This window comes from Paracoccus sp. KKT209 (genome assembly GCF_055635455.1).
Map to the genome: position 1 here is coordinate 21,562 of NZ_JBVMWB010000007.1, position 21,799 is coordinate 43,360.

Genomic DNA, 21,799 nt, shown 5'->3' on the forward strand with positions numbered 1-21,799 from the left:
ACCGGCACATTCTTTGCTTCAAAGATAGGGGTGCAGCTTTATCCCGTGCTTGTCCATTGCCTCGGCGAACTGCTGGAAGCGCTGGCGATAGGTTGTCTTCATCTGCAATACCGACTGTGCAGTGATGCGCTGGCGGATAGCGCGCTCGATACCTTCGGCTGCCAATTCATCCAACGTCATGCGCGGAAGGTCGAAGTAATCCGTCAACTCCGTTACGCGATTGTCGTGCGACAAAAATATCCCAGGTCGGCCCACCTGCAGCGCCGCGACGCCGCCATGGAAGCGGTCGCCGATATAGACGTCATGGGCCAAGGCGACCTGCCGCCATGCGGCGGTTTCGGAGAAGTAGTAGTAGTTCTCAATGTTCAGCGGGACACCCGTCGCCCTGCCCAGAAGCCGGTTCAACTGGTCGCGATTGCCCATGCTGGTCGCATCGTTGAACGAGCCGCGCTCCTCGACAATCTTTCCGTAACCGAAGAACTCGTCCTGGAAGACATAGGAAGCTCGCACCTTCTGCAGAGCCTGCGCCAGCTGCTGACCACGAGAGAAATTGCGCCCGTTCTTTACAGTTAGGTAGCCGGCCGTCAGAACTTTCGCCGCCCCACCGGCAGCGTGGGCTGCGGCATGATCAATCGACAGGATCGACTGCGGAAAGACGTACATGCTGGGACAGCCTAGCGCCTGCGCTCGGGTGAATCCGTTGCTGTGCAACCACACCTCGGTTTGCGCACCGCGAACTCCGAAGACGACTGCTCGCTTGTTGTAAATGTCCAGGATCTCCTGCACCGACGGGTGCAATTCCGCTAGAGCGTGATCCCCTTGCATGCCGGCACCCAAGACCATGAACGGCACCGCGTCGCCAACCACGTTCAGCGCGTCACGAAGGCGGGTCAAATCGCGCGTGGGAGAAATGAAGTTGGCCGCCGACAGGACGATCAGATCGAAGTGGTTCGGAAGAATCTCCCTAAGGCGATTCCCGAAGATCCGGTGCAGCGTTCCTAGGTTCGCAAAGGCAGATTGGCGCCTGCGGCACCGGAAGATCCGGCCAGGAGCTTCGCCATGAACCAAGTTGCCGCGATTGCTGGTCAGCGACTGCGTGTCCTTCAGATCGATCAGCCGATCCGTCACCGCGTGCCGTAGACCGGAGGTGTTTGGCAACCTGATCTCCGGCAGGTAGGTCGGAGTCCCGGGGCCGTGAAACAAAATTCTCATCTTCGATATCCTGTTGAAGAAGATCAACCATGATACGGGCTGGTCATCCCGTCGCCTTACGCAGATCAAGAGAGGCCAACCATTCCAGAAGAGGCGTTGCAAGCCCCTGGCGGCGCGCATCGGCAACCAGATGCGGGAAGGCCGCCTCGGCTGCGCTAATATCGTCAATCGGCCGGAGCGTCCGCAAGTCGTCCGCGTTGGAGTAGAAGGGCGACATCTCCGACATCTGATCCAGGGACGCCGCGACCGTGGCAAACCGATCGGCCAGCAATGCCCGGTTCGTCGGCCCGAACATCTCGACGCTGGAGTCGCCGGGATGGTTGACGCGGCGCCGTGCGGCCGTCAGCCAGCGCACGATCTCGGTGGACTGGGCCTGCGGCAACTCCAGAATAGCGCGCCGTCCGATTTCCGCGAAGGCACTGGGCACGGAGGGATTCTGATCCTTAGGAACATGCAGGCCCGACGGGAAGGCTAGCGAAGAATGGCGCATGAAATCAACAATCGAGCCACCATTCGTCCTGACGTCATCAAAGTTGCGGATGATCAGGTTTGCGTCGGGGAAGAACTCCAGCCACCCACGAATCATGTTTGCCTGCTGGAAATGTGCGCTGTCGAGGTATTCATGCAATCCCCTTCCCGAAAGCGGCTGCATCTTTGCTCCAAACTTCAGCCTCTGGCGATGCCAAGACGACAGGTATTCGTCAGGGCGCCGCAGATTGCAGTAGATAGTGACGTCATGCTGCGCAAACCGGTTCGCCAGGCGCTGTACACCGCTTCGTTTGTCAGTCATGCCAAGAAGGGCGAAAACCTCGGAACACAGGACGACCGATGGCGGGTTCAGTTCGCGGATCTGGTTTTCCAGGAATTGCAGCATCTGGAAACCGCTTGGCGGAGCGGGGTAATAGGGGGGGACGCCATGCCCGTCATCTTCGTTCTTCAGGCGTAGGGCTAAAGCATTATGCGGCTCGATGATGTTCAGGCTGGCCCCTGCCGTCGTGCGGTCGCGACCGGCAAGGACCACGGCGAGGTTGCGCGACATCCCTTGGGATTCGACCGAGGGATACAGGATGCCGGCCTGCAGCAGCGCCAGATAGTTCGACGACAGAAAGCTCTGGATCGAGGATGAGCCAGTCTTAAAGTGGCCGATAAAGATGACGAATTTCAAAGCTGAACCGACCTGTTTCTTAAGTGGCGACGTCGTCGTGACGCGTCACGGCCTGATGATGGCCGGGCGGAAGGCGATACCCTTCAGGATCGCCCGATAGATCGCGGTGCGCATGCGGCGCGGCACATTAGCCTGAACCATCTGCCGCCGCACACCGTAGGCATAGGCTAGGACCCCCATCAGACCCATCTCCCGCCTGCGCCAAGAGGTTTCGTTGCGTGCGCCGTATTTGAACTTCCAGAGGCTCTTTTCATCGACCAGGCCGAAGTTCACGCCGCGATTGTCTGGCGTATCATGGATGACGACGCTTTCGGGCACGAAGATCCCTGGATAGCTGCGCGCGATGCGGCGCGTGTATTCGGCATCGTCGAACCAGATAAAGTAATCCGCGATCGGCAGGCCGTGTTCGCTGACCGCCCAACGCGGGATCATCGCAGACACGAAGGAACAGCTGTCCACCAGCGCCCAAGCCGTCTGCGGCTTGACAAAGCGGGCCCAATCCCAGACGGGGCGCGGGCAGTTCATCTCGCAGAGCGAGCCGTCGACCCATTCCACGCGCGAACAGGCGAAGCTGGGTCGCCAGCCGGTGTCGGATGCGAATGTCACCAGCGCGTCGTGCAGCTTCTCGATAGCGTCGGGCTGAGGATAGGCGTCGTCGTCAGACACCCAGAAGTAATGCGCACCTATCTGATACGCCGCCTTCATCCCGGCGTGAAAGCCCCCTGCCCCGCCGACGTTCTTCGGCAGCCGCAGGTGGCGGATGGTCCCGTCCTGCTTCGCCCGCGCCTGGACCAGGGCGGCCGTGTCGTCGGTCGAGGCGTTGTCCACTACCAGGATGACATCGGGGCGCATCGTCTGCTGCGCCAGCGCATCCAGCACCTTCATCAGCTTGGCCGAGCGGTTGAAGGTCACGATGACCGCTGCGGTCTGATTCAGTGCGGTCATGGGATCAGTCTTCCTTCGGATTCGTGCCGGCGGCCTTGCGATAGATGGGCATCAGCGCCTCCTCGGCCGTCGGATCGGCCGCAAGCCTGGCCCAGGCTCGGGCCAGCATGGTCTTCTGCCGGTCGAGGAAGCCCCCGTCCCGCCACATCCGGTCCACCGCGGCCACCGTCGCCTTGATCGAGGCATGGGGCGCCAGCGGCACCAGCAGGTCGTCCGGCAGCAGTTCGGACTGCGCGCCCACCCTGGTCGAGATGGGGATGCAGCCGTGGGTGATCGCCTCATAGCAGACCAGGGCCAGCCCCTCGTTGTTCGAGGGCAGCAGCAGCAGGTCCGACCGCCCCAGAAGCGCCGGCACGTCGGCGTTCCCCGGCAGCCGCGTCACCGCGGCCCCCAAGCCATAGCGGCGCAGAAGCCGCGTAACCGCAGCCTCGAAAGGGCCTTCGCCGACCATCGTTGCGCTGAATGCCACGTCGTTCTTCGTGGCCCAGGCCTGCAGGGCGCGCAGAGTCTCGACCACGACGACGGGACGTTTCTGATAGTGCAGCCGCCCGATGAAGCTGACATGCAGCGTCTTCTGCCCCAGCTTCAGGCGCAGGTCCGGCGCGGCATCGGTCCCCTTGTCGCGGTCCAGCATCCGGCCCAGCAGCACCTTGTCCGCCGAGATGCGGAAGGTGCCGCAGAAATAGTTCACCAGTTCCTGGCTGATGACGTGCTGGACATCCAGATAGTTCGACCAGACGCCCGAGGTGCGGGGATAGCCGCCATTGGCGTATTCGATGATATGCGTGCTGTCGATCGTACCGATCCAGGGCAGGCGCACCCGCAGCATGGGCAGGCTTTCGTATAGCGGCACGCAGTGGTGGATGTGGACCAGGCGGATGTTCTCAGCCAGGGCCAGCTTCTCGACATAGCGCGCCCAGAGGTGGTGGGGCAGATAGCGGTCCAGGCGGATGAAGGTGACGTCGGGATGGTCCGGCAGACGGTCGGCGAACCGCTGCAGGGACGGAACCGAGGCCACGACGAAGACCCGCAGCCCCGCCTGCAGCGCCCAACGGACCGTGTCGAAGCCCAGCTTCTCGGCGCCGCCAACCTCGAGCCAATGCATGCCTATCAGGATCGCCGGGCGCCGGTCGCTCTCTGGGGCGGCAGGCGAGGCGATCAGCGCCGATCCCCACCCCAGGGCGATCGCGTTCTTATCGTCGCGGCGGTCGTCGCGGCGCTTGCGCAGCATCTCGGCCTGATAACGGACGTGTTCATAGGCCAGCGGGCTGAAACGGAACAGCGGGGCCAGCTTCGACATCGGCCGCCAGGGCGCCTCGGTCTGCTTCATCTCGTCCGGGTTGGGCTGGCGCGGGATGGCCAGGCGGATCGCCACCTGGGGGTCAGCCGACGTCGCGCCGGGCCTGACGATGCTGCCCAGGTAGTCCGGCCCCAAGTCGGACGGGCGCGGGATACAAGGCCCTTCGATAATCTCAGGATGCGACCAAACAGGATCATGGCCAGCGCTGAGAATGAAGCACAGGTGCTGGGTAGGAAACAGCGTCTGATAGATTGCGCGCGCTTGGTCGATCTGGTCGGACAGATAGGCGGCCGTGGCAGAATGAAGCGGTTTTGCTGAGGCAAGGAAAGGCATAGGCGTGGTGGTCCTTGCTTTTGGTTTTGGGCCTTGATCGAGCCGCAAAAACATCTCGGTTCGCCGAACCGACGGCCCGACAACAGCTTTGATAGACCACCCGCCCGGGCTGGTAGTCAAAACGGAAATCGTTGGAACCCTTTAACAGGGTGGGTCGGGCGCTCCAATCCCCCATGACAGGCCTGTCGTCTACTCCAGCAGCTTCAAAAAATAGCTGCCATAGCCGTTCTTGGCGAACTTGTCGCAGAGCTGCGATGGCCATATCCGAAGGCCGCACCGGAGCTCGCTGCGGGATTGAAGACCGCTTGCACGGCAATTTCGATTGAGGACGGAAAACACGTTGTCACGGACGGGCGGGATGCCCTGCAGATGGTTCACCTTCAAGAAGTGCTCCACCACTTCGCCCACCACATCGAAGTTGTCCAATAGGGCAAGATCGCCTGCAAAGCCCATTTCGCGCTCGCCGAAGATCGGCAGCCGGGCCACAAAGCGGCGGTTCGGCATAGTTCTTGTGCTTGAGCTTCCATTGCGAATAGACGCTGAACGCTGCCAGCGCCTGCCTGCCGGCCAGCAGTGTTCCTTAGATGGAACAGGACCCGGTCTTGCCGTTGCCGATATGCACGATCAGCTTGACCATGATTACACCCTCTCCTCATCGGCCTTGTGCAGGAAGACCGCGTCCAGCTCTTCCTGGGCGGCCACGGCGGGCCACAAACGCTCGATTAGGTGAAATTCTGTCCCGTCAGTCGGGATGGGTTCGTTTGGCCAGGGATAGTCGGGTCCAAACAGGTTCAGCATCCGGCGCGCAACGTCGGCTTTGGTCCAGAACATGTTACCCACCGGGAACAGCAGCGGGTTGTCGGGCAGCGGCTCCGCGAAGCGGCCCGCGATGCCCGGCAGCAACCGACGGGAGTCGTCCCAAGGGGCGAAATGCGGCTCGAACGGGGCTACGATGCCGACCTCCGGACGCGCGATGCAGGCCAGCGCTGAGGACAGGCTCCGCTCGTCGCCTAGCAAGATGCGGTGCAGGAAGCGCCGCCAGACGACGCCATGAGAGGTCGTCTGAACCGACTTTTTCTGGTGAAGGTGACACCAGATATCGTTTCCGCCGGCCTGGCCGCCGTCGCCGAATAACCGCAGGAAGGGCAGAATGTCACGGCCCTGGTTTGGCACCAGCTGGGTTTCGATGTTCAGGCCGCTATCCTCGCCCATTCGACGGATCAGGCCGGCCTTTTCGGGACTGTCGGTCGTGATCAGGATCCGACTGGCCCGTGCGAACGCCACATGGTCGCGCAGAGCATCGGCCAAGTCGTCCAGATAGAACGCATGGATATGGATCGCAAAGTCCGGCACAGTCGCATCATCGGCCGCAAGCGGCCGAAAATCCTCGATCCGAGTGCGGCGGTGCACCCAATTTTGCGACGCGGCCACCGTGTCCCGCGCATCCTGCACATCGCGCCACAGCAGCCGGCGGCCATAGCCGAACATCTTTTCCCGTTCCTTCCGGCGCAGCGGCTTGTCGGTTTCGGATTTGGTGAACAGAAACGAGATGTCGGTGGCTGTCTCGCCCAGAACAACGTTTCGTTGTGTCGCCAGACGGTCGCGCAAGGCCAGGCGGAGACTGTCGAACAGCGTCATGCCCTTGGTGAGTGCAGGATCAGCCGCGGCCCCAAACCTAGCCTTCCACGGCAGCTCCCGAAGGGTTAGGCGGAGACGGTCCAGCAGCGTCGTGCCCTCGCCGGGCGCAGGATCGGCCGCGGCGGCAGCCCCGACCTTCCGCGGCAGCTCCCGAAAGGCCTGAGCTGCGGCCATGGGATTCGCATAAGGGACGCGAACGATCCGGTCAGAGCCGCGATAGCGGTCATCGGCGAAACCGGTGGCATCGTCAAAACAGACGATCCGCCCCCCGCGGCGCACCGTATCGAACCCCACGTTTGGCAGTGGGTCCAGGCGCGAAGACAGGAACATTGCGTCCGCCGCGTCCATCACGTCGGGATAGAGCGGCCCCGCCGGCAGGAAGAACAGGTTGCCGTCCGGGCGGTTCACCCCAGCTTGGCGCAGGTGATAGTCGAACCAGACGCCGAAGCCCATCTCTTGGTGGTTCTGGCCATCGCCGATCCAGATGAAGACTGTGTCAGGATCGCTTTCGGCGCTTATCTGGGCGGCTTGCAGGAAGATGTCGGTGCCCTTGCGCCACTGAACATGCCCCGCTCCGCAGATCAGCCGCACCTGTGACAGGTCGCGGCCCACAACACGCGACAACAGCGCGCGCGCCGCTGCGAGACGTTCTTCGGTAATCTCGCCCTCGACCAGCGGGTGCTGCGGAATGATGGTGCTATCGTTTTCGATGTTGAAGTTGACATCCGCCAGTCGACCGCGCCAGCTGTCCCGCACGTGATCGGACGAAAAGATAAGCAGGTCCGCGAAGACGGCCATCATCTTGACCCATACGGGATGGGTATCGTTAGAATATTCGTGAATATAGGCCGCGAAAGGAATATCATGGGCTACCAGCGGGTGGATGAACAGCATGCATTCGACCGAGTTCAGCAGCGCGAAGTCGATCTTGCGGAACGGTTCGGCCGAAATGTAGGACATCTCCCGCAGCGGGTCAGCGGTGATCAGCAATCCGCAGCAATGCGGCAGGAACCTGTCCAGCAACTCACCCCCGCAATGCGTCGCGACGACGACGTTGTGGGTCTGACTGGCCTCTCGGACTAGATCGCGTCCGACGACCGACGCATCGGTGCGCGACATCTCGTGGATGCAGATTAGGACTGTCGGCAATTTGGGGCGAAAGTCCTGCGCCCCCTGGTGCAACCTCTTGCGCAGATCGGCCAGCGTGCGCCGCCCGCCCTCCACCGCCCCGAAGCGCAGATAGTGCATCAGCGGGTTCATCCCAGCGGCCTCGATGTCGGAATGCCATTCCAGATAGGCCTGCATCGAAAAATCCGACACCAGCGCATCGATCGGCGAGCCTAGCTGGATCAACTCAAAGGCCAGTTCCAGCGCGCCGAGCTGGCCAGCCTCGATGGCGGCTTTCAGCGCGGGATGGGTGACCAGCGAGCCAAGTGCCGCGTCGATATGCGGGGCCTGAGCCCGAAGCTGGGTGTAGTAGGTGCCGTGCCGTCCCTCAGCCGCGCCGCGATCGGCGAAATGGCGGGACATGGCTTTGGCTTCGCCGGCTAATTCGGGATAGGTGCGGGCATAGAATTCCGGATCGAACCGGAAATCGGGGCGGTGAGCGGCATGTTCGGTTCTTGCAACCAGTTGCGACCAGATGTCGTTCAGCGAGGTCATTCAGGCTCCTGTAAAGGCGGCGGCACGCAAGGCAAAGCAGCAATCATCGTTCAGCGAGCGCGCCGTTAGCAGCGCGGTCAGCAGGCTGGCGGCGGGCTTAGGGCCACCGCGGGAGAGAGGTCGAAATGATCGACTCCTGCATCGGCACCGCAGGACCAGCAGACGAGTCTGCTGGCAACACAGTCGATCTCCGCAACCTGCCCACGCGGCTTGGCCTGGCAATCAGATCCTCAATCTGCTCTGTTTGGTGACGTCTCAGGGTGTGGTGTAGCTTTTGGTGGCCATCTTGTTTCTCGGTAGGGTCGGATTGCTGATCCAACCTGAACCGATGGATGTCCCCGGTGACCAAGCCCATGATGGACCTACGTGCGCTCGTAGAGAAGAGCGCCGATGCCGATCTGCTTCGCGAGATGATCGGCTTTGCTGCCGAGCGGTTGATGGAGCTGGAGGTCGGCACAGCAGTGAGCGCTTGGCGCAGCATCATCATATCGTTCCGCTAACAAGTTGGTTAAGTTACTCCAGCAACTTCAGAAGATAGCCGCCATAGTCGTTCTTGGCGAACTTGGCGGCGCGTTCGCGCAGCTGGTCGGCGCTGATCCAGCCGGCTTCAAAGGCGATCTCCTCGGGGCAGCCGGTCTGCAGGCCCTGGCGGTTCTCCAGCGTGCGCACGAAGTTGCCGGCATCCAGCAGGCTGGCATGGGTGCCGGTGTCCAGCCAGGCAAAGCCCCGCCCCATGCGTTCGACCGTCAGGCTGCCGTCGTGCAGGTAGCTTTCCAGAAGGGTGGTGATCTCCAGCTCGCCGCGATCGGACGGCTTGACGGCGCGGGCCCGTTCCGGCGCGGTCCCGTCAAGGAAATAGAGGCCCGTCACGGCATAGTCCGAGGGCGGCACCCTGGGCTTTTCGATGATCGCGCGGGCGCGCATCTGGTCGTTGAAATCAACGACGCCATAGCGCTCGGGGTCTGACACGCGATAGCCGAAGACGGTGCCGCCGTCCTTGCGCGCATCGGCCGTGGCCAAGAGCTCGGGCAGGCCGTGGCCGAAGAAGATGTTGTCGCCCAGCACCATGGCCGAGGGACTGCCGGCCAGGAAGTCCTCGGCCAGGATATAGGCCTGCGCCAGCCCGTCCGGCGACGGCTGCACGATGAAGGTGAAGCTGATCCCCCACTGGCTGCCGTCGCCCAGCAGGCGGCGGAACTGGTCCTGATCCTCGGGCGTGGTGATGATCGCGATCTCGCGGATGCCGGCCAGCATCAGCACGGTGATCGGGTAGAAGATCATCGGCTTGTCGTAAAGCGGCAGCAACTGCTTCGACACGCCCATGGTGATCGGATAAAGCCGCGTGCCCGATCCGCCGGCCAGGATGATGCCCTTGCGCTGTGTCATGACCTGTCCTTCAGTTGTTGCAGCACGCGCGCAAGACCCATCCGCCAGTCGGGACGCTGGATCCCGAAATCCCGCTCAATGCGACCGCAGTCCAGCCGCGAGTTCAGGGGGCGCCGCGCCGGGGTTGGATAATCCGTGCCGGGGATGTCCACGACTTCGGTCTCCATGCCGGCGCGGGCGAAGATCTGGCGTGCGAAATCGGCCCAGGAGACGTCCGGCGCCCCCGAAAAATGATAGATCCCGCCCTTGGCCGGATCGGCCTGCATGCCCCAGAGGACCGTCAGGGTCGCCGCCGCGATATCCGCGGCGGGGGTCGGACCGCCGACCTGGTCGCCCACGATGGTCAAGCGGTCACGTTCGGCGCCCAGTCTCAGCATTGTCCTGACAAAATTCGCGCCATGAGCCGAGAACACCCAAGAGGTCCGCATCACCGCCCATTGCCCGCCGGCGGCCGCCACGGCCTCTTCGCCTGCAAGCTTGGTGGCGCCATAGACGCCCAGGGGCCCGGTGGGGGCATCCTCGTTGCGCGGCAGATGGCCCGAGCCGTCAAAGACATAGTCGGTCGAGATGTGCAGGAAGGGGATGCCCAGGGCCGCGCATTCCCGCGCCATCGCGCCCGGCGCGTCCGCGTTGACGGTGCGGGCGATCTGGGGCTCGGCTTCGGCGCGGTCCACGGCGGTATAGGCGGCCGCGTTGATCACGGCCAGGGGCGCAATCGTGCGGATCGCGGCGGCGCAGGCCGAGGGATCGGTCAGGTCGGCCTCGTCGCGGCCCAGGAACCTGGCGCGGGGGGCCAGCTCGGCCAGTTCGCGGGCCACCTGCCCGTTGCGGCCAAAGATCAGCAGGTCGCGCATCAGGCGGCCCCCAGACGCCGGCCGACGCCGTCGCGGGACAGAAGCGGCTGCCACCAGTCGCGGTTGGCCAAATACCATTCCACCGTGCGCCGCAGCCCCTGCTCGACCGTCACCGAGGGTTGCCAGCCCAGTTCATCACGGATGCGGGTGGGGTCGATGGCATAGCGGCGGTCATGGCCAGGGCGGTCGGCCACGAAGGTGATCAGATCCGCATGCGGCGCGCCTGCGGGATGCAGTTCATCCATATGGGCACAAATGGTGCGCACCAGGTCGATGTTGCGGGCCTCGTTCTCGCCGCCGATGTTGTAGCTGCGCCCCGGTTGGCCCTTTTCCAGCACCAGCAGCAGCGCATCGGCATGATCCTCGACGAACAGCCAGTCGCGGATGTTGCCGCCGTCGCCATAAACGGGGATCGGTTCTCCGGCCAGCGCCTTGAGGATCACCACCGGCACCAGCTTTTCCGGGAAGTGATAGGGCCCGTAGTTGTTCGAGCAGTTGGTCAGCACCACCGGCAGGCCATAGGTCTCGTGCCAGGCCCGCACCAGATGGTCCGATCCCGCCTTGCTGGCGGAATAGGGGCTGCGCGGATCATAGGGGGTGGCTTCGGTGAACTGCCCAGTCTCGCCCAGGGACCCGAACACCTCGTCGGTCGAGATGTGGTGAAAGCGGAACCCCTCGGGCTTGCCCCGGGCGATCCAATGGGCGCGGGCGGCCTCCAACAGGTTGAACGTGCCGATCACGTTGGTCTGGATGAAGGCATCTGGCCCGTCGATCGACCGGTCCACATGGCTTTCGGCCGCCAGGTGCATGATCGCGTCGGGCTGGTGCTGCGCCAAGATGCGGTCCAGCGCCGCGCGGTCGCGGATGTCGGCATGTTCAAAGGCATAGCGGTCGGACCGCGCGGCATCCGCGACATTGGCCAGGTTGGCGGCATAGGTCAGCGCGTCGAGGTTCACGACCTGGTGACCGCGTGCAATGGCCAGCCGGACCACGGCCGAGCCAATGAAGCCTGCCCCGCCGGTGATCAGGATCTTCATGCCTTGGCCTCGAAGATGAAGGGGGACTGCCAGTCGGCAAAGGCGGGCGCGGCGTGGTCCTTGTCCGACAGGACCGGGTCGCTGACGTCCCAGTCGATGCCCAGGCTGTCCCACGCCACCGCCCCGTCAGCCTCGCGGTCATAATGCGCGGTACACTTGTAGACGATTTCGGTATCGGGTTCGCGTGTGACGAAGCCATGCAGGAAGCCCGCCGGGATCCACAGCTGGCGGCCGTTCTCGAAGCTGAGCTCGGCGCCGAACCACTGGCCGAAGGTCGGGCTGCCGCGGCGCCCATCGACGGCCACGTCGAAGAGCCGCCCCCGCCCGCAGCGCACCAGCTTGCCCTGCGCATGGGGCGGGGCCTGGTAATGCAGCCCGCGAACGGTGCCAGCTTGGCGCGACAGCGAGTGGTTGTCCTGCACGAATTCCGGCAGAACCACCCCCGCCTCGCGCAGCGTCTTGCGGTTCCAGCTTTCGGAAAAAAACCCGCGCGCATCACCATGGCGGGCCGGAATTATAAGAAGAACCCCCGCAAGGGGCGTCTGTTCAATCTGCATGTGCCTCAAGTCCGCTTGTGGATGCTGTCTACGTAAGACCACGTCCCTTGTCAGCCCATCTTGACGCAAGATCGAGATCTTCAGGGCCAAACGCTCCCTGCCGCACTGAGGAACTGGCAGCAGAAAGGCCGTCCTCCTCAAAAAGCGAGTGTATAACCTTGCGGGATGTGACACCTAGGGCACATCGGCACACGCCGAATGGTCTTGGTGCTTACCTTGAACAGAGCGGCGATCTCCGGCAGCGGCCGGTTCTCCTCGTCCCGCATGCGCCGCACCTCAGCCTTCTGGGCCGGGGACAGCGCCGGTGGTCGACCACCGACCCGGCCGCGCCGGCGGGCGGCTTCCAGCCCCTCCCTGGTTCTCTCTGCAATCCTCTCCCGTTCGAACTGGGCGATTGACGCGAAGACATGGAAGACCAGCCGTCCGGCCGGGGTGGTCGTGTCGATGTCTTCGGCCAGAGACCGGAACCCGGCGCCCTTCTCCTGGATCTGCTCCACGATCTCCAGGAGATCCTTCAGGCTCCGGGCCAGGCGGTCATACTTGGTGACCACCACCACGTCCCCGACCCTGAGCTGATCCAGCATCCGGTCCAGCTGAGGTCTATGGCGCGCGGAGCCAGTAATGACGTCGGCAAAGACACGTTCCGCACCCGAAGCTTTCAAAGCATCTTCCTGGCTATCGAGCCTCTGGTCAGAGGTCGATACACGGGCATAGCCGACGATCATGGAAAGAAACCCCCCTTAACCGGCTCAGTTTTGGGATAGAGTTTTGTCCAGATCAAGCAGTTGGTTCTACAGGAGGGGCAGATCAAGGACAGAAACGACGGATTTACTGCTCAACGGCAGGCGGACAGGTCGTCACCAGCACTGAAGACCATCGGTTCTGCGCCTTCTGGATTGATCCACCCTCACAGACCGGGAATCGAGGGAGGTATCACGCGCCGGGCTGGATGGAGACTTTCAGCCCGAGCGGACTCTGTTGCACAAACCGGGTGATGGCCGAGGTCCCCCTTCCCCCGGACAGAGGTGGTCGCAAGAATTCGGACTAGTTGCTAAGCTTTGGCGATTGACGATGTGGACTCCCTATGCACCCCCAAAGTGGGGAGCGAGCGCACGTTAAATTCTCCGCTCGGTAAATTCCTAAAGCTTGTCGCCCTTCACCAGGTCACGAATATGCGCCTCCAGATAGTCCTGCATTGAGACCCCGCGCCGTAACAGCCATATCTTGAACAGTGCGTGTGTTTCAGGGTCGAGACCGAAGCTCGGCCGGGCCTCAGTGGCTGTGCGAGGCTTCGGCGGCCTTCCTCGACGAGTTGGTGCGGGCGTCTCCACCATCGGTGCCGCAGCGGCCGGACCCTCGATTGCGCCACGCTGCTTCACGCCTTTGATCGGCGCCGGTTCGTTGCCATCCGGGTCGACCATGCCGTCAAATGAAAATCCGCCCTTCTTAGCCATCGAGCAGCCCCTGCACATAGGCCCACAGATCGCGGGCTTCCTGGGCGGCCTTCTGGTCGCCGGCTTCGGTGACCCCCTGCCCTGTCGCAGCAGTCTCGGCATAGATCACGCGCATGGCTGAGTTCACTGGAGCAACTTTGCCATATTGCGCCAGGACGCGGCCCGCCTCATCCGTCACCTTGGCACGCGGGGTCTGAGACAGGATAAAGGCAAAGTCCGATCCGGCAGCTTTGGCGGCCTTCAGGGTGGCACCCACGGCGCGCAAGTCGTGCGGCGACGGACGCACCGGGATCAGTACAAGGTCAGCAGCTGCCATAACACTCTGTAACCACTCGGGTGCGGCCGGCGGTGTGTCGATGATCACCAGGTCGAAGTGCTTGGCCAGCTGGGGCAGTGCAGCTTTTACTTTGTCCGGCGGAGGATCATTGTCGGGCATCTGGGGCCACTCACCGTCCCTGCCCTCCCACCATCCGCGCAGGCTCCGCTGCGGGTCAAGGTCGATCATAGCCACGCGCAGATCATCCTGTGAGGCGGCCACAGCCATGTTTATTGCGGTCGTGGTCTTTCCCGCCCCGCCCTTTTGAGACGCGATGACGATGGTCTTCATTGCTTAACTCTCCAATTCCTCGCGCGGCAAATTTTTAACTCACTAAATTTCGCGCTTATTCGAGTTTATGTTTGGCCACTTAGTAAATCCTTGAATTTTACGAGTGTAAAATTGCTGAATTTCGCGCTCTTGAAGTCGTGCAATTTAAGACTCCACGAGCACTGGACCGAGCGGAAGTTCTTCCTGAGATGATAGGACAGGGGTGCCGTGAAGCTCAGCATAAGCCTTCTTCTGCGCCTCCACGCCCTTCATGGCCCATGCTACCTTGATCGCGCCGACCTTGCGGCCAACCTTCACCGGCTCGAATGCCGCGTGGAACTCTGCCAGCCGATTAACCTCTTCAAAGGCAGGCTTGATCGCGAACTTCAGCAGGTTGGAATAGGTCCCAAGCTTGCCGGTCTCGACGCCGAGCATTGATCGAAACTGCTCGATCTCGAAGGTCTCGGATCGCACGTAAGAGAGGCGCGCTCGCTTGGCGACGATCTCGTAGAGGGCTAGGGCGTATTTGCTCGACACTGCGTGGATCACGTCGAGCTGCAGCTTGGCAAATAACTGGCTGTCGCGAAGAAGCTCCACAAGTAGCGGGTCGAATTCATAGGTGAGATATCCGCGATCGTTCTTGCGATCTGCAATGGTGGTGCGGCCGAGGAGGGGCACCAGCTCGACCCGGTCAGGGGAGCGGATAGTGACGATGGTCCGCATCAGAGACTTGACTGCCTGCGCAAGACGTTCGTTGCCAGCGTGGGAGAACTTGATCTGGGCAAGGGGGATCTTAAACCGCTTGTGCGGAATCGCCATTTCCGGCCCATGGGCGTTGTGCAGCAGCAAGTTGAATGCACGCCGAGCGTTCAGCGTCAGCTTTTCAGCCCCGTCCACTTCGACCAACTCGGCAGGCTTCAGCATCTCGCCATCGAGAGGGCGAAGGCTGAATGTTGAAACCGTAGTTTTCGGGTCGTTTTCCATGTCAAACCGTAGCTAGTCGCGCAAGACAATAACTACGGTTTGACAACGGCGGTCAAACGAAAGCCGCAACCCGTAGTTCTCGGGTCGAACAGGGTGCGGGAGGCTACTCCTGCTGCGGTTTCAAGCTGGTCGACCCGATTTCTACGGGATAGCTACCCGATTTCTACGGTTTTGGCTGCCGTTTCGACCCAGTTCCTACGGCTTTCCGACCCAATACCTACGGGGCGTGCTGGATCAACAAGTTAGATCAGCTGGTTAAAGCTTACAGAAGAAGAAGAAAGAGAAGAAAGAAGATACAGGGCAAGGTGACGCGCAGCATGTCCCCTAGTCCGCAGAGGCCACTGGAGCCGTTCCTCTCAGACCTCTTTCCTGGACCTGCCCATACTCTATCTCTGAAAGTCATCTGCTCGGAATGCGCTGAAGCTTGAGCTACTCCCCGATCCTTGGACAGTTTTCCGGCTGGTTTAAGCTACTGCCTGCACCTGCTGATCGGTTTCGATGGTGTTGAAGTAGACCACGGCGGGCGGTTGTCCGCCATGGGCAGTGTGTGGGCGATGGTGGTTGTAGAAGGTGATCCAGCGCCTGATGCCAGCTTTGGCCTGAGAGCCGGTTTCCCAAGCGTGCAGATAGACGCATTCATACTTCAGGGACCGCCATAGGCGTTCGATGAAGATGTTGTCGATGCAGCGTCCCTTGCCGTCCATCGAGATCCGGGTGCCGACCTGTTTCAGCCGGTCGGTCCAGGCGAAGGACGTGAACTGAGATCCTTGGACACCCTTCTATTTGTCAAGCAGCGGGCGAGTCATGTTGATCTGTTTCTGGCGACGCATGATGATGCCGTAGACTTGGCGGGCGATGTAGCGCTTCAGGACCCGGATAACCTCAAGTTTGGAGTGTCCCTCGGCCACGCGACGCGCAACGTAGGCCTTGGTTTTTTTCGTCGGTTCTGAGCCGGCCGATGGCAATGATGTGCAACGCGCTGTTTGCAGCTCGATCTCCACCACGATTGAGCCGGTGCCGGATTGTCTTCCCGGATGATGCGGGCACGGGACTGACGCCGCACAGGGCTGCGAAGCTTGCTTCTGATTTCAGGCGCTCGGGCTTATCGCCTGCTGTGAGCAAGAGTTGTGCCGCGCTGTTATGTCCAACAGAATTGCGGGCGATGAGATCGGGGACCAGTTCGTTAACGATCCCGCTGATCATGACATCGAGGTCGGCAATTTCATCATGCAGTTCCAGATATCGCCGTGCCAAGGACTTCAGGCCGATGCGATAGGCCGCTTCGAGATCGCGGTAAGTGCTCAGATCGGGTCGCAAGGCCGCCAAGGATCGGATTAGTTGCATCCGGGTCATGTGGCGGAGTTGATCGCGTAAGCCATCCGGCGCGGCAATGATCGTGGTCTGGATCAGCTGCAGGGCAATCCGCCGGGCGTGAACCGCCGTCTTCCTGCGAACACGCAAAATTCTCAGGGCTTCCACCGTCCCATCTCTGCTTCGGCATTGTTGCAGAACTCGGCGTTGAGGCAAGATTTCCCCTTACCCCACTAACCTCATGCCACGCGTTTGATCTCGGCGGTGCCGAGAGCGTTGAAGCGGTTCATGAGTGCGATGCGGATGTGGACTTCGGCGGTTTGCCTATCGGGATCTCGCGAGGCGATCCGCTCGCCGAAAGATTTGAGACATCTCATCTTTGCCTCGATCCGGCTTCGGACGTGATAGCCGGACCAGTGCTTCCAGTTCGCCCGGCCAAAGCGCCTGGTGGCGCGAAGGATGTCGTTGCGGGCGCGGGCGGCGGGGCAGTCCTCCCTCCAGAGGCGTCCGTTCCTGCGGATCGGGATGACGGCCGTGCCGCCGCGATGCAGAATAGCTGTGTGACAGCGCCGGGTGTCGAAGGCCCCATCGCCAGTCACGGTGCCGATCTGTTCATCGGGCGGGATCTGGCTCAGCAGGTCAGGCAGCACCGGGCTGTCACCCTCACGACTTGAGGTGAACTCCACCGCCCGGATGTCGCCGGTGGCTGTATCCATTGCCAGGTGGACCTTGCGATATTGGCGCCTGCGGTGGGTGCCATGTTTGCGGGCCAGCCATTCTCCGTCACCGAGGAACTTGATCCCGGTGCTGTCGACCAGCAGGTTCAGCGGTCCCGGTTCGCGGCGGTGGGGTATCTGAACAGTGAGCGTCTTCTGTCTGCGGCTTGAGCCGTAGAGAAGTCCGGCACCGGCCAGGCGAGCCCCGCCATCTTCAGAATGCTGGCTACCATCCCAGTTGTTTGCCGGAGTGGCAGCCCAAAGAGCACCTTCACCATCAGGCAGAACTGGATCGCCGCATCGGAAAACACCGGCGGGCGGCCGCGACGCCCCGCCTTGTTCGCCAGCCACGCTATGTCCTTGTCCAGCCAGATCAGCAGCGACCCGCGCCGCCTCAGGGCGTCATTGTAGGACTTCCAGTTCGTCGTGCGGTAGCGGACAGCTTCAGGCTTCGTCATGCGAAGGCACTTACCCCACAGCAGCCCACGCGTGAATCCTCGCTCGGGCGAGTTCTGCAACAATGCCCCGTAGAAGTGCCTTTGCGTCAACCTCCTTGGTCCCTAAAGCCAAAAACGACCCTTTCAGTCGCTGCATGGATGAGTGGGACAGATAACAATATCCTTCAAGCGTCCGTATCGCATGGGTACACCTTAACGTTACGCGATCATGTGACAGCCAGAAGTGTAACAAATGACTAGCATGAAACTCACTGTGACAGTATTGGTCCGTCAGCCACCCTAACGTGACAGATGACCTATGCCCCGGATCGGATACGCCCGCGTCAGCACGAAAAGCCAAGATCTCAACATTCAAGAATCCAAGTTGAAGGAAGCCGGGTGCGAGATCATCCGCTCTGAGACCGGTTCTGGTGCATCGCGTGACGGTCGTACTGAGCTGGAGACTGTTCTGGAGTTTCTTCGGGCTGGCGACGAGCTGGTTGTCCATCGCCTTGACCGTCTTGGCCGGTCCACACGCGATGTACTGAACTTGGTGCATGAGCTGGATGCCAAAGGTGCATCACTCCGGGTTCTGGAGCCGGAAGTAACAACAGCCGGGGCAATGGGCCGAATGGTCATCACAGTTCTTGGTATGGTCGCTGATATGGAACTGAAGTTCATCCGTGACCGGCAGCGCGCAGGGATCGAGGCGGCAAAGAGCCAAGGCGTCTACAAAGGGCGGCAGAAGCGCGTCGACGATGCCGAAATCCGCCGGCTTTCAGCCCAAGGTGTTTCGAAAGCTCAGATTGCTCGGGACCTCAAGGTCTCCCGCATGACGGTCTATCGGGCATTGGAGGACACAGGCTTGAAAGCGGCTGCTAAGGCTGTCTGAAGTGGGTGAACTAGGTGTGCAGGAAGGATGCCCACTTCCTTACTCTCTCAAGCCGTGTCGACGTGCGAATTTTTCTAACCATTTGACATATATAATATATTTATGTAGTATGTGCCTTGGCGGGGCACATGCCCGCTTTTCTTTCCGTAAGCGCGACGTCGAGGCCCTATGCGGGGATGCTTGACGGCTGCTGTGGTTAGCGCCACGGCATGAGGTCTTCGATGTGGGATTTGGGGTGCCCGTCGAGGATGGCCTGGAGTGTGTCGGCGAGGTAGTCCACGGGGTTCACGCCTGACAGCTTGCAGGTAGCGACGAGCGAGGCGAGCATGGCCCAGTTCTCGGCGCCGATCTCGTTTCCCGCAAAGAGTGCGTTCTTGCGGGTCAGCGCGATCGGACGGATCTGGTTCTCGACCGGGTTGGTGTCGAGCTCGAGGGTCCCATTTTCGAGGAAGCGGGTCAGACCGGTCCAGTGCGCGAGGGCATAGCGCATATCCTCGGCCAGCAGGGACTTTTGTGGGATGCGTGACAGCTGGGTTTCCAGCCAGGGCTTGAGCGCGGCGATGATCGGGGCTGCATGCTCGCGTCTGGCGATGAGGCGGTCGGCGGGGGCGTGGCCGCGCACGGTCTTCTCGATCTGATACAGCAACGCGATCTGGCGCAGCATCTCCTCGGCGATGGGCGAGCCCTCGCGCTCGAGGCGTTTGACGAAGCGGCGGCGGACATGGGTCCAGCAATAGACCAGCTGCCACGGCCCTTCATCGCGCGTGATCTCGGTCAGCGCGTTGTAGGACTGGTAGGCATCGCATTGCAGGAACCGGCCGCGGTATCCGGCCAGGAACCTCAGGGGATGCTCCCGTCCACGGCCAGGTGCATAGTGGAACAGCACGATGGGCGGACCAGCACCGCCATGGCCGCGGTCGTCAGAGACGACGGCCCAGAAGTAGCCGTTTTTGGTGGCCTTCCGGCCCGGGTCCAGCACCGGCGCGCGGGTCTCGTCGACGAAAATGCGGTCGGCGGCGCGCAGACGGGCCTTTATGTGGTCGATCACAGGCAGCAGGTGGAAGCAGGCGCGCCCGACCCAGTTGCCGAGCGTGCCACGGTCGAGATGTAGTCCCTGCCGCTCGAAGATCCCGGCCTGGCGGTAAAACGGCAGGTGGTCACCGAACTTGGATACGATGATCCACGCGATCAGCCGTTCGGTCGGCAGCCCGCCAGGCACGACGTGCTCGGGCGCATGGGCCTGCACCACGGCTTGCGAGCAGTGGCGACAGGCGTATCGGGGGCGCCGCGTCACCAGCACCTGGAACTGCGCCGGGATCACGTCGAGCCTCTCGGAGACGTCCTCGCCGATCCGGGCCATCTCGCCACAGCCACACGGGCAGAGGGTGCTGGCGGGCTCGATCACGCGTTCGACCCGAGGCAGGTCCGGTGGCAGATGCCCGCGGTTCCGCTTCGGTTTGCGAGGTTCATCCCCTCGCGCCCGTTGCAACGCGGCTGCGGCCTTCTCCTGTGCAGCCTCAAGCACGCCCTGGGCCAGTTCGGCATCTTCCAAGGGCAGATTGAACTGGTCGGGCGACAACTTCTCGGAACTCTTGCCGAAGCGTTCGCGCTGCGATGCGCGCAGGATACCCTCCAGCCGACGGTTGGCCTCCTGCACCTCCGCGAGCGCCCCCTCGACCTCCGCGAGGCGGGCCTTCAGATGAGCGTTCTCGCGGCTTAGGGTGTCGGCATCCATGCGGGGAAGTGAATCACGAAGCCCCCCTCAGGGCCAGTAAAAACAGGAGTTCTCGCGCATCGGGACGCTCACCCCGCCGCCAGCGGCCGACGCGCCCGCTCCGGTCTTACCAGCCGCCAGTCCAGCCCCTCGAACAGCGCCGCCAGCTGCGCCGACGACATCCGTATCACCCCGTCCCGCACCTGCGGCCAGACGAATTTGCCTCCTTCCAGCCGCTTGTGAACCAGCACCATCCCGGTCTGATCCCAGACCAGAAGCTTGATCCTGTCCGCCCGTTTCGAGCGGAACACGAAGACGGCGCCGCAGAACGGGTCGAGACCGAACATCTCCTGCACCGCTAGGGCCAGCCCGTCGATGCCCTTGCGGAAGTCCATCGGGCGCGTCGCCACATAGACCTTCACCGGCCCTCCCTGACCGAACATCACGACGCCGCCGCCCGCACCGCCCGGATCGACCGCGTCAGCAGGGCCTCATCCGCGTCGGCGCCGACGCGGATCACGACATCGCCGACAACGATCTCCACGCCGGTCGCAACCACCACCTCCGCGGGCATCTCTGCCCCAGCAGCCGCGCCCTCCATGACAAGCTCGGCAAACATCGGCAGGGCCGCCACGCTCTCAGGCACGACAAGCTGCCCCGTCCGCAGCTTCCTCCGCCAGTCATAGATCTGCCAGCGCGTCGTCCCGTGCCGTTGCGCAACAACCGTCACTGAAGCCCCCGGCACCAGGCTCTCCGCCGCGATCCGCGCCCGCTCTGCCTTCGTGCGAAGCCGGCGCCCGGACGGCCCCTCGATCACCTCAAGCCGAGAAACCCCGCCGCCCCTCGAGCCGTCCAAATGGACGCCCACTTTGCCGTCTCGTTCCAAGCCCCAACCTCCAACGCTCATCCGCGTCGAGAATGACCCGTTCAGATCACAAGCGGCAGGAGGGGATCGGCGTCGCGCTTACTTCTTTCCCACAATAATGGTCTGTTTTCATGTCTCGGCACCCTGCAAAGGTGCTGGCCCCGGCTGAACTGCGCCGGGTGCTGGCGCATGTCCAAACAACACGCATGCCGACGCGCAACCGCGTCATGGTGCTACTCAGCTTCAAAGCCGGCCTGCGCGCCGCCGAGATCTCCGGCCTCACCTGGCCAATGATCCTGACTGCGGGCGGAGCGATTTCACTGTGCCTGTCCGTATCCCCGGCAATTGCCAAAATGCACCATGGCCGCCGCATCCCCATGCACCCTGAGCTGCTGGCATTGCTGCGAGATCTGCATCGGCAGCAGGGGCGGCCGCGGCAAGGGCCTGTGGTGTGCTCCGAGCGGGGCGGCGCCATGGCAGCCCGGAGCGTCGTCAACTGGTTTAAGGAGGTCTACGTGGCCGTGGGGCTTGAAGGCTGCTCCTCTCACTCTGGCCGCCGGACGTTCATTACCCAGTCTGCGCGGCACCTGGCAAAAGCCGGCGCCTCGCTGCGCGACGTGCAGGAACTGGCAGGGCACCGCGCGCTGAGCACCACTGAACGCTACATCCAAGGCGACCGGGACCTGCAGCGCAAGCTGGTCTCCCTCCTCTAGGGCAAACCCCCTCCCCCTCAACCGAAAGGACCGTTGTG

The 21,799-nt window shown here is 62.4% G+C and carries 19 protein-coding genes and 4 pseudogenes; 3 read left to right on the forward strand and 20 right to left on the reverse strand.

What is annotated here, in order from left to right; all coding sequences use genetic code 11:
- Positions 1-18: 18 nt before the first annotated feature.
- The 6 genes from ACZ2G3_RS21080 to ACZ2G3_RS21105 all read right to left on the reverse strand — a co-directional run bounded on the left by ACZ2G3_RS21080 (position 19) and on the right by ACZ2G3_RS21105 (position 8,255).
- Positions 19-1,212, reverse strand: a complete 1,194-nt coding sequence (locus tag ACZ2G3_RS21080; RefSeq protein ID WP_470400375.1) for a polysaccharide pyruvyl transferase family protein — start codon at positions 1,210-1,212, stop codon at positions 19-21.
- 43 nt (positions 1,213-1,255) lie between these two features.
- Positions 1,256-2,377, reverse strand: coding sequence for a hypothetical protein (locus ACZ2G3_RS21085; RefSeq protein ID WP_470400317.1), 1,122 nt, complete (start codon positions 2,375-2,377; stop codon positions 1,256-1,258).
- Positions 2,378-2,422: 45 nt separating this feature from the next.
- A complete protein-coding gene (locus ACZ2G3_RS21090; RefSeq protein WP_470400319.1) occupies positions 2,423-3,322 on the reverse strand; it encodes a glycosyltransferase family 2 protein in 900 nt (299 codons plus the stop codon).
- Between the two features lie 4 nt (positions 3,323-3,326).
- Complete coding sequence (locus tag ACZ2G3_RS21095; protein ID WP_470400321.1) at positions 3,327-4,697, reverse strand: glycosyltransferase; 1,371 nt, start codon at positions 4,695-4,697, stop codon at positions 3,327-3,329.
- A 447-nt stretch (positions 4,698-5,144) separates the two neighbouring features.
- On the reverse strand, positions 5,145-5,459 hold the full coding sequence (locus ACZ2G3_RS21100) for a hypothetical protein (RefSeq protein WP_470400324.1): 315 nt from the start codon (positions 5,457-5,459) through the stop codon (positions 5,145-5,147).
- 135 nt (positions 5,460-5,594) lie between these two features.
- The gene (locus ACZ2G3_RS21105) at positions 5,595-8,255 is read right to left on the reverse strand and encodes a rhamnan synthesis F family protein (RefSeq protein ID WP_470400325.1); all 2,661 of its coding nucleotides are present in this window, start codon (positions 8,253-8,255) and stop codon (positions 5,595-5,597) included.
- A 341-nt stretch (positions 8,256-8,596) separates the two neighbouring features.
- Here ACZ2G3_RS21105 and ACZ2G3_RS21110 point away from each other — a divergent pair.
- Positions 8,597-8,725 (forward strand): annotated as a pseudogene (locus ACZ2G3_RS21110) (IS256 family transposase); the annotation flags it as partial.
- A gap of 43 nt (positions 8,726-8,768) precedes the next feature.
- On the opposite strand, the gene rfbA reads toward ACZ2G3_RS21110, so the two are convergent.
- From rfbA to ACZ2G3_RS21165, 11 genes and pseudogenes are all read right to left on the reverse strand, one after another.
- On the reverse strand, positions 8,769-9,641 hold the full coding sequence (rfbA, locus tag ACZ2G3_RS21115) for a glucose-1-phosphate thymidylyltransferase RfbA (protein WP_470400326.1): 873 nt from the start codon (positions 9,639-9,641) through the stop codon (positions 8,769-8,771).
- Complete coding sequence (gene rfbD / locus ACZ2G3_RS21120) at positions 9,638-10,495, reverse strand: dTDP-4-dehydrorhamnose reductase (protein WP_470400327.1); 858 nt, start codon at positions 10,493-10,495, stop codon at positions 9,638-9,640. Before rfbD ends, rfbA begins: the two co-directional genes overlap by 4 nt.
- Positions 10,495-11,532, reverse strand: coding sequence for a dTDP-glucose 4,6-dehydratase (gene rfbB, locus ACZ2G3_RS21125; RefSeq protein WP_470400329.1), 1,038 nt, complete (start codon positions 11,530-11,532; stop codon positions 10,495-10,497). The genes rfbD and rfbB overlap by 1 nt, the downstream gene beginning before the upstream one ends.
- The gene (gene rfbC, locus ACZ2G3_RS21130) at positions 11,529-12,089 is read right to left on the reverse strand and encodes a dTDP-4-dehydrorhamnose 3,5-epimerase (protein ID WP_470400330.1); all 561 of its coding nucleotides are present in this window, start codon (positions 12,087-12,089) and stop codon (positions 11,529-11,531) included. The genes rfbB and rfbC overlap by 4 nt, the downstream gene beginning before the upstream one ends.
- A gap of 137 nt (positions 12,090-12,226) precedes the next feature.
- Positions 12,227-12,814, reverse strand: coding sequence for a recombinase family protein (locus tag ACZ2G3_RS21135; protein ID WP_470400332.1), 588 nt, complete (start codon positions 12,812-12,814; stop codon positions 12,227-12,229).
- A gap of 414 nt (positions 12,815-13,228) precedes the next feature.
- A complete protein-coding gene (locus ACZ2G3_RS21140; protein WP_470400333.1) occupies positions 13,229-13,543 on the reverse strand; it encodes a hypothetical protein in 315 nt (104 codons plus the stop codon).
- Positions 13,536-14,150, reverse strand: a complete 615-nt coding sequence (locus tag ACZ2G3_RS21145; RefSeq protein WP_470400334.1) for an AAA family ATPase — start codon at positions 14,148-14,150, stop codon at positions 13,536-13,538. The genes ACZ2G3_RS21140 and ACZ2G3_RS21145 overlap by 8 nt, the downstream gene beginning before the upstream one ends.
- 144 nt (positions 14,151-14,294) lie before the next feature.
- Entirely contained in the window at positions 14,295-15,113 is an 819-nt protein-coding gene (locus ACZ2G3_RS21150) for a RepB family plasmid replication initiator protein (RefSeq protein ID WP_470400336.1), read from the reverse strand.
- A 464-nt stretch (positions 15,114-15,577) separates the two neighbouring features.
- Positions 15,578-15,883, reverse strand: a pseudogene (locus ACZ2G3_RS21155) (transposase); the annotation flags it as partial.
- Between the two features lie 9 nt (positions 15,884-15,892).
- Positions 15,893-16,610 (reverse strand): annotated as a pseudogene (locus ACZ2G3_RS21160) (transposase); the annotation flags it as partial.
- A 53-nt stretch (positions 16,611-16,663) separates the two neighbouring features.
- Positions 16,664-17,598, reverse strand: a pseudogene (locus ACZ2G3_RS21165) (IS5 family transposase).
- A gap of 298 nt (positions 17,599-17,896) precedes the next feature.
- On the opposite strand from ACZ2G3_RS21165, the gene ACZ2G3_RS21170 reads away from it, so the two are divergent.
- Positions 17,897-18,469, forward strand: coding sequence for a recombinase family protein (locus ACZ2G3_RS21170; protein WP_470400338.1), 573 nt, complete (start codon positions 17,897-17,899; stop codon positions 18,467-18,469).
- A 196-nt stretch (positions 18,470-18,665) separates the two neighbouring features.
- Here ACZ2G3_RS21170 and tnpC read toward each other — a convergent pair whose 3' ends face one another.
- The 3 genes from tnpC to ACZ2G3_RS21185 all read right to left on the reverse strand — a co-directional run bounded on the left by tnpC (position 18,666) and on the right by ACZ2G3_RS21185 (position 21,051).
- Positions 18,666-20,204 (reverse strand): IS66 family transposase, encoded by a 1,539-nt coding sequence (gene tnpC / locus ACZ2G3_RS21175; protein WP_470400005.1) that lies wholly within the window; start codon positions 20,202-20,204, stop codon positions 18,666-18,668.
- A gap of 68 nt (positions 20,205-20,272) precedes the next feature.
- Positions 20,273-20,626: an IS66 family insertion sequence element accessory protein TnpB gene (gene tnpB / locus ACZ2G3_RS21180; RefSeq protein WP_470400340.1), complete on the reverse strand. Its 354-nt coding sequence runs from the start codon at positions 20,624-20,626 to the stop codon at positions 20,273-20,275.
- Positions 20,626-21,051, reverse strand: a complete 426-nt coding sequence (locus tag ACZ2G3_RS21185; RefSeq protein WP_470400008.1) for a transposase — start codon at positions 21,049-21,051, stop codon at positions 20,626-20,628. Before ACZ2G3_RS21185 ends, tnpB begins: the two co-directional genes overlap by 1 nt.
- 203 nt (positions 21,052-21,254) lie before the next feature.
- On the opposite strand from ACZ2G3_RS21185, the gene ACZ2G3_RS21190 reads away from it, so the two are divergent.
- Positions 21,255-21,761 (forward strand): tyrosine-type recombinase/integrase, encoded by a 507-nt coding sequence (locus ACZ2G3_RS21190; RefSeq protein WP_470400342.1) that lies wholly within the window; start codon positions 21,255-21,257, stop codon positions 21,759-21,761.
- Positions 21,762-21,799 lie beyond the last annotated feature (38 nt).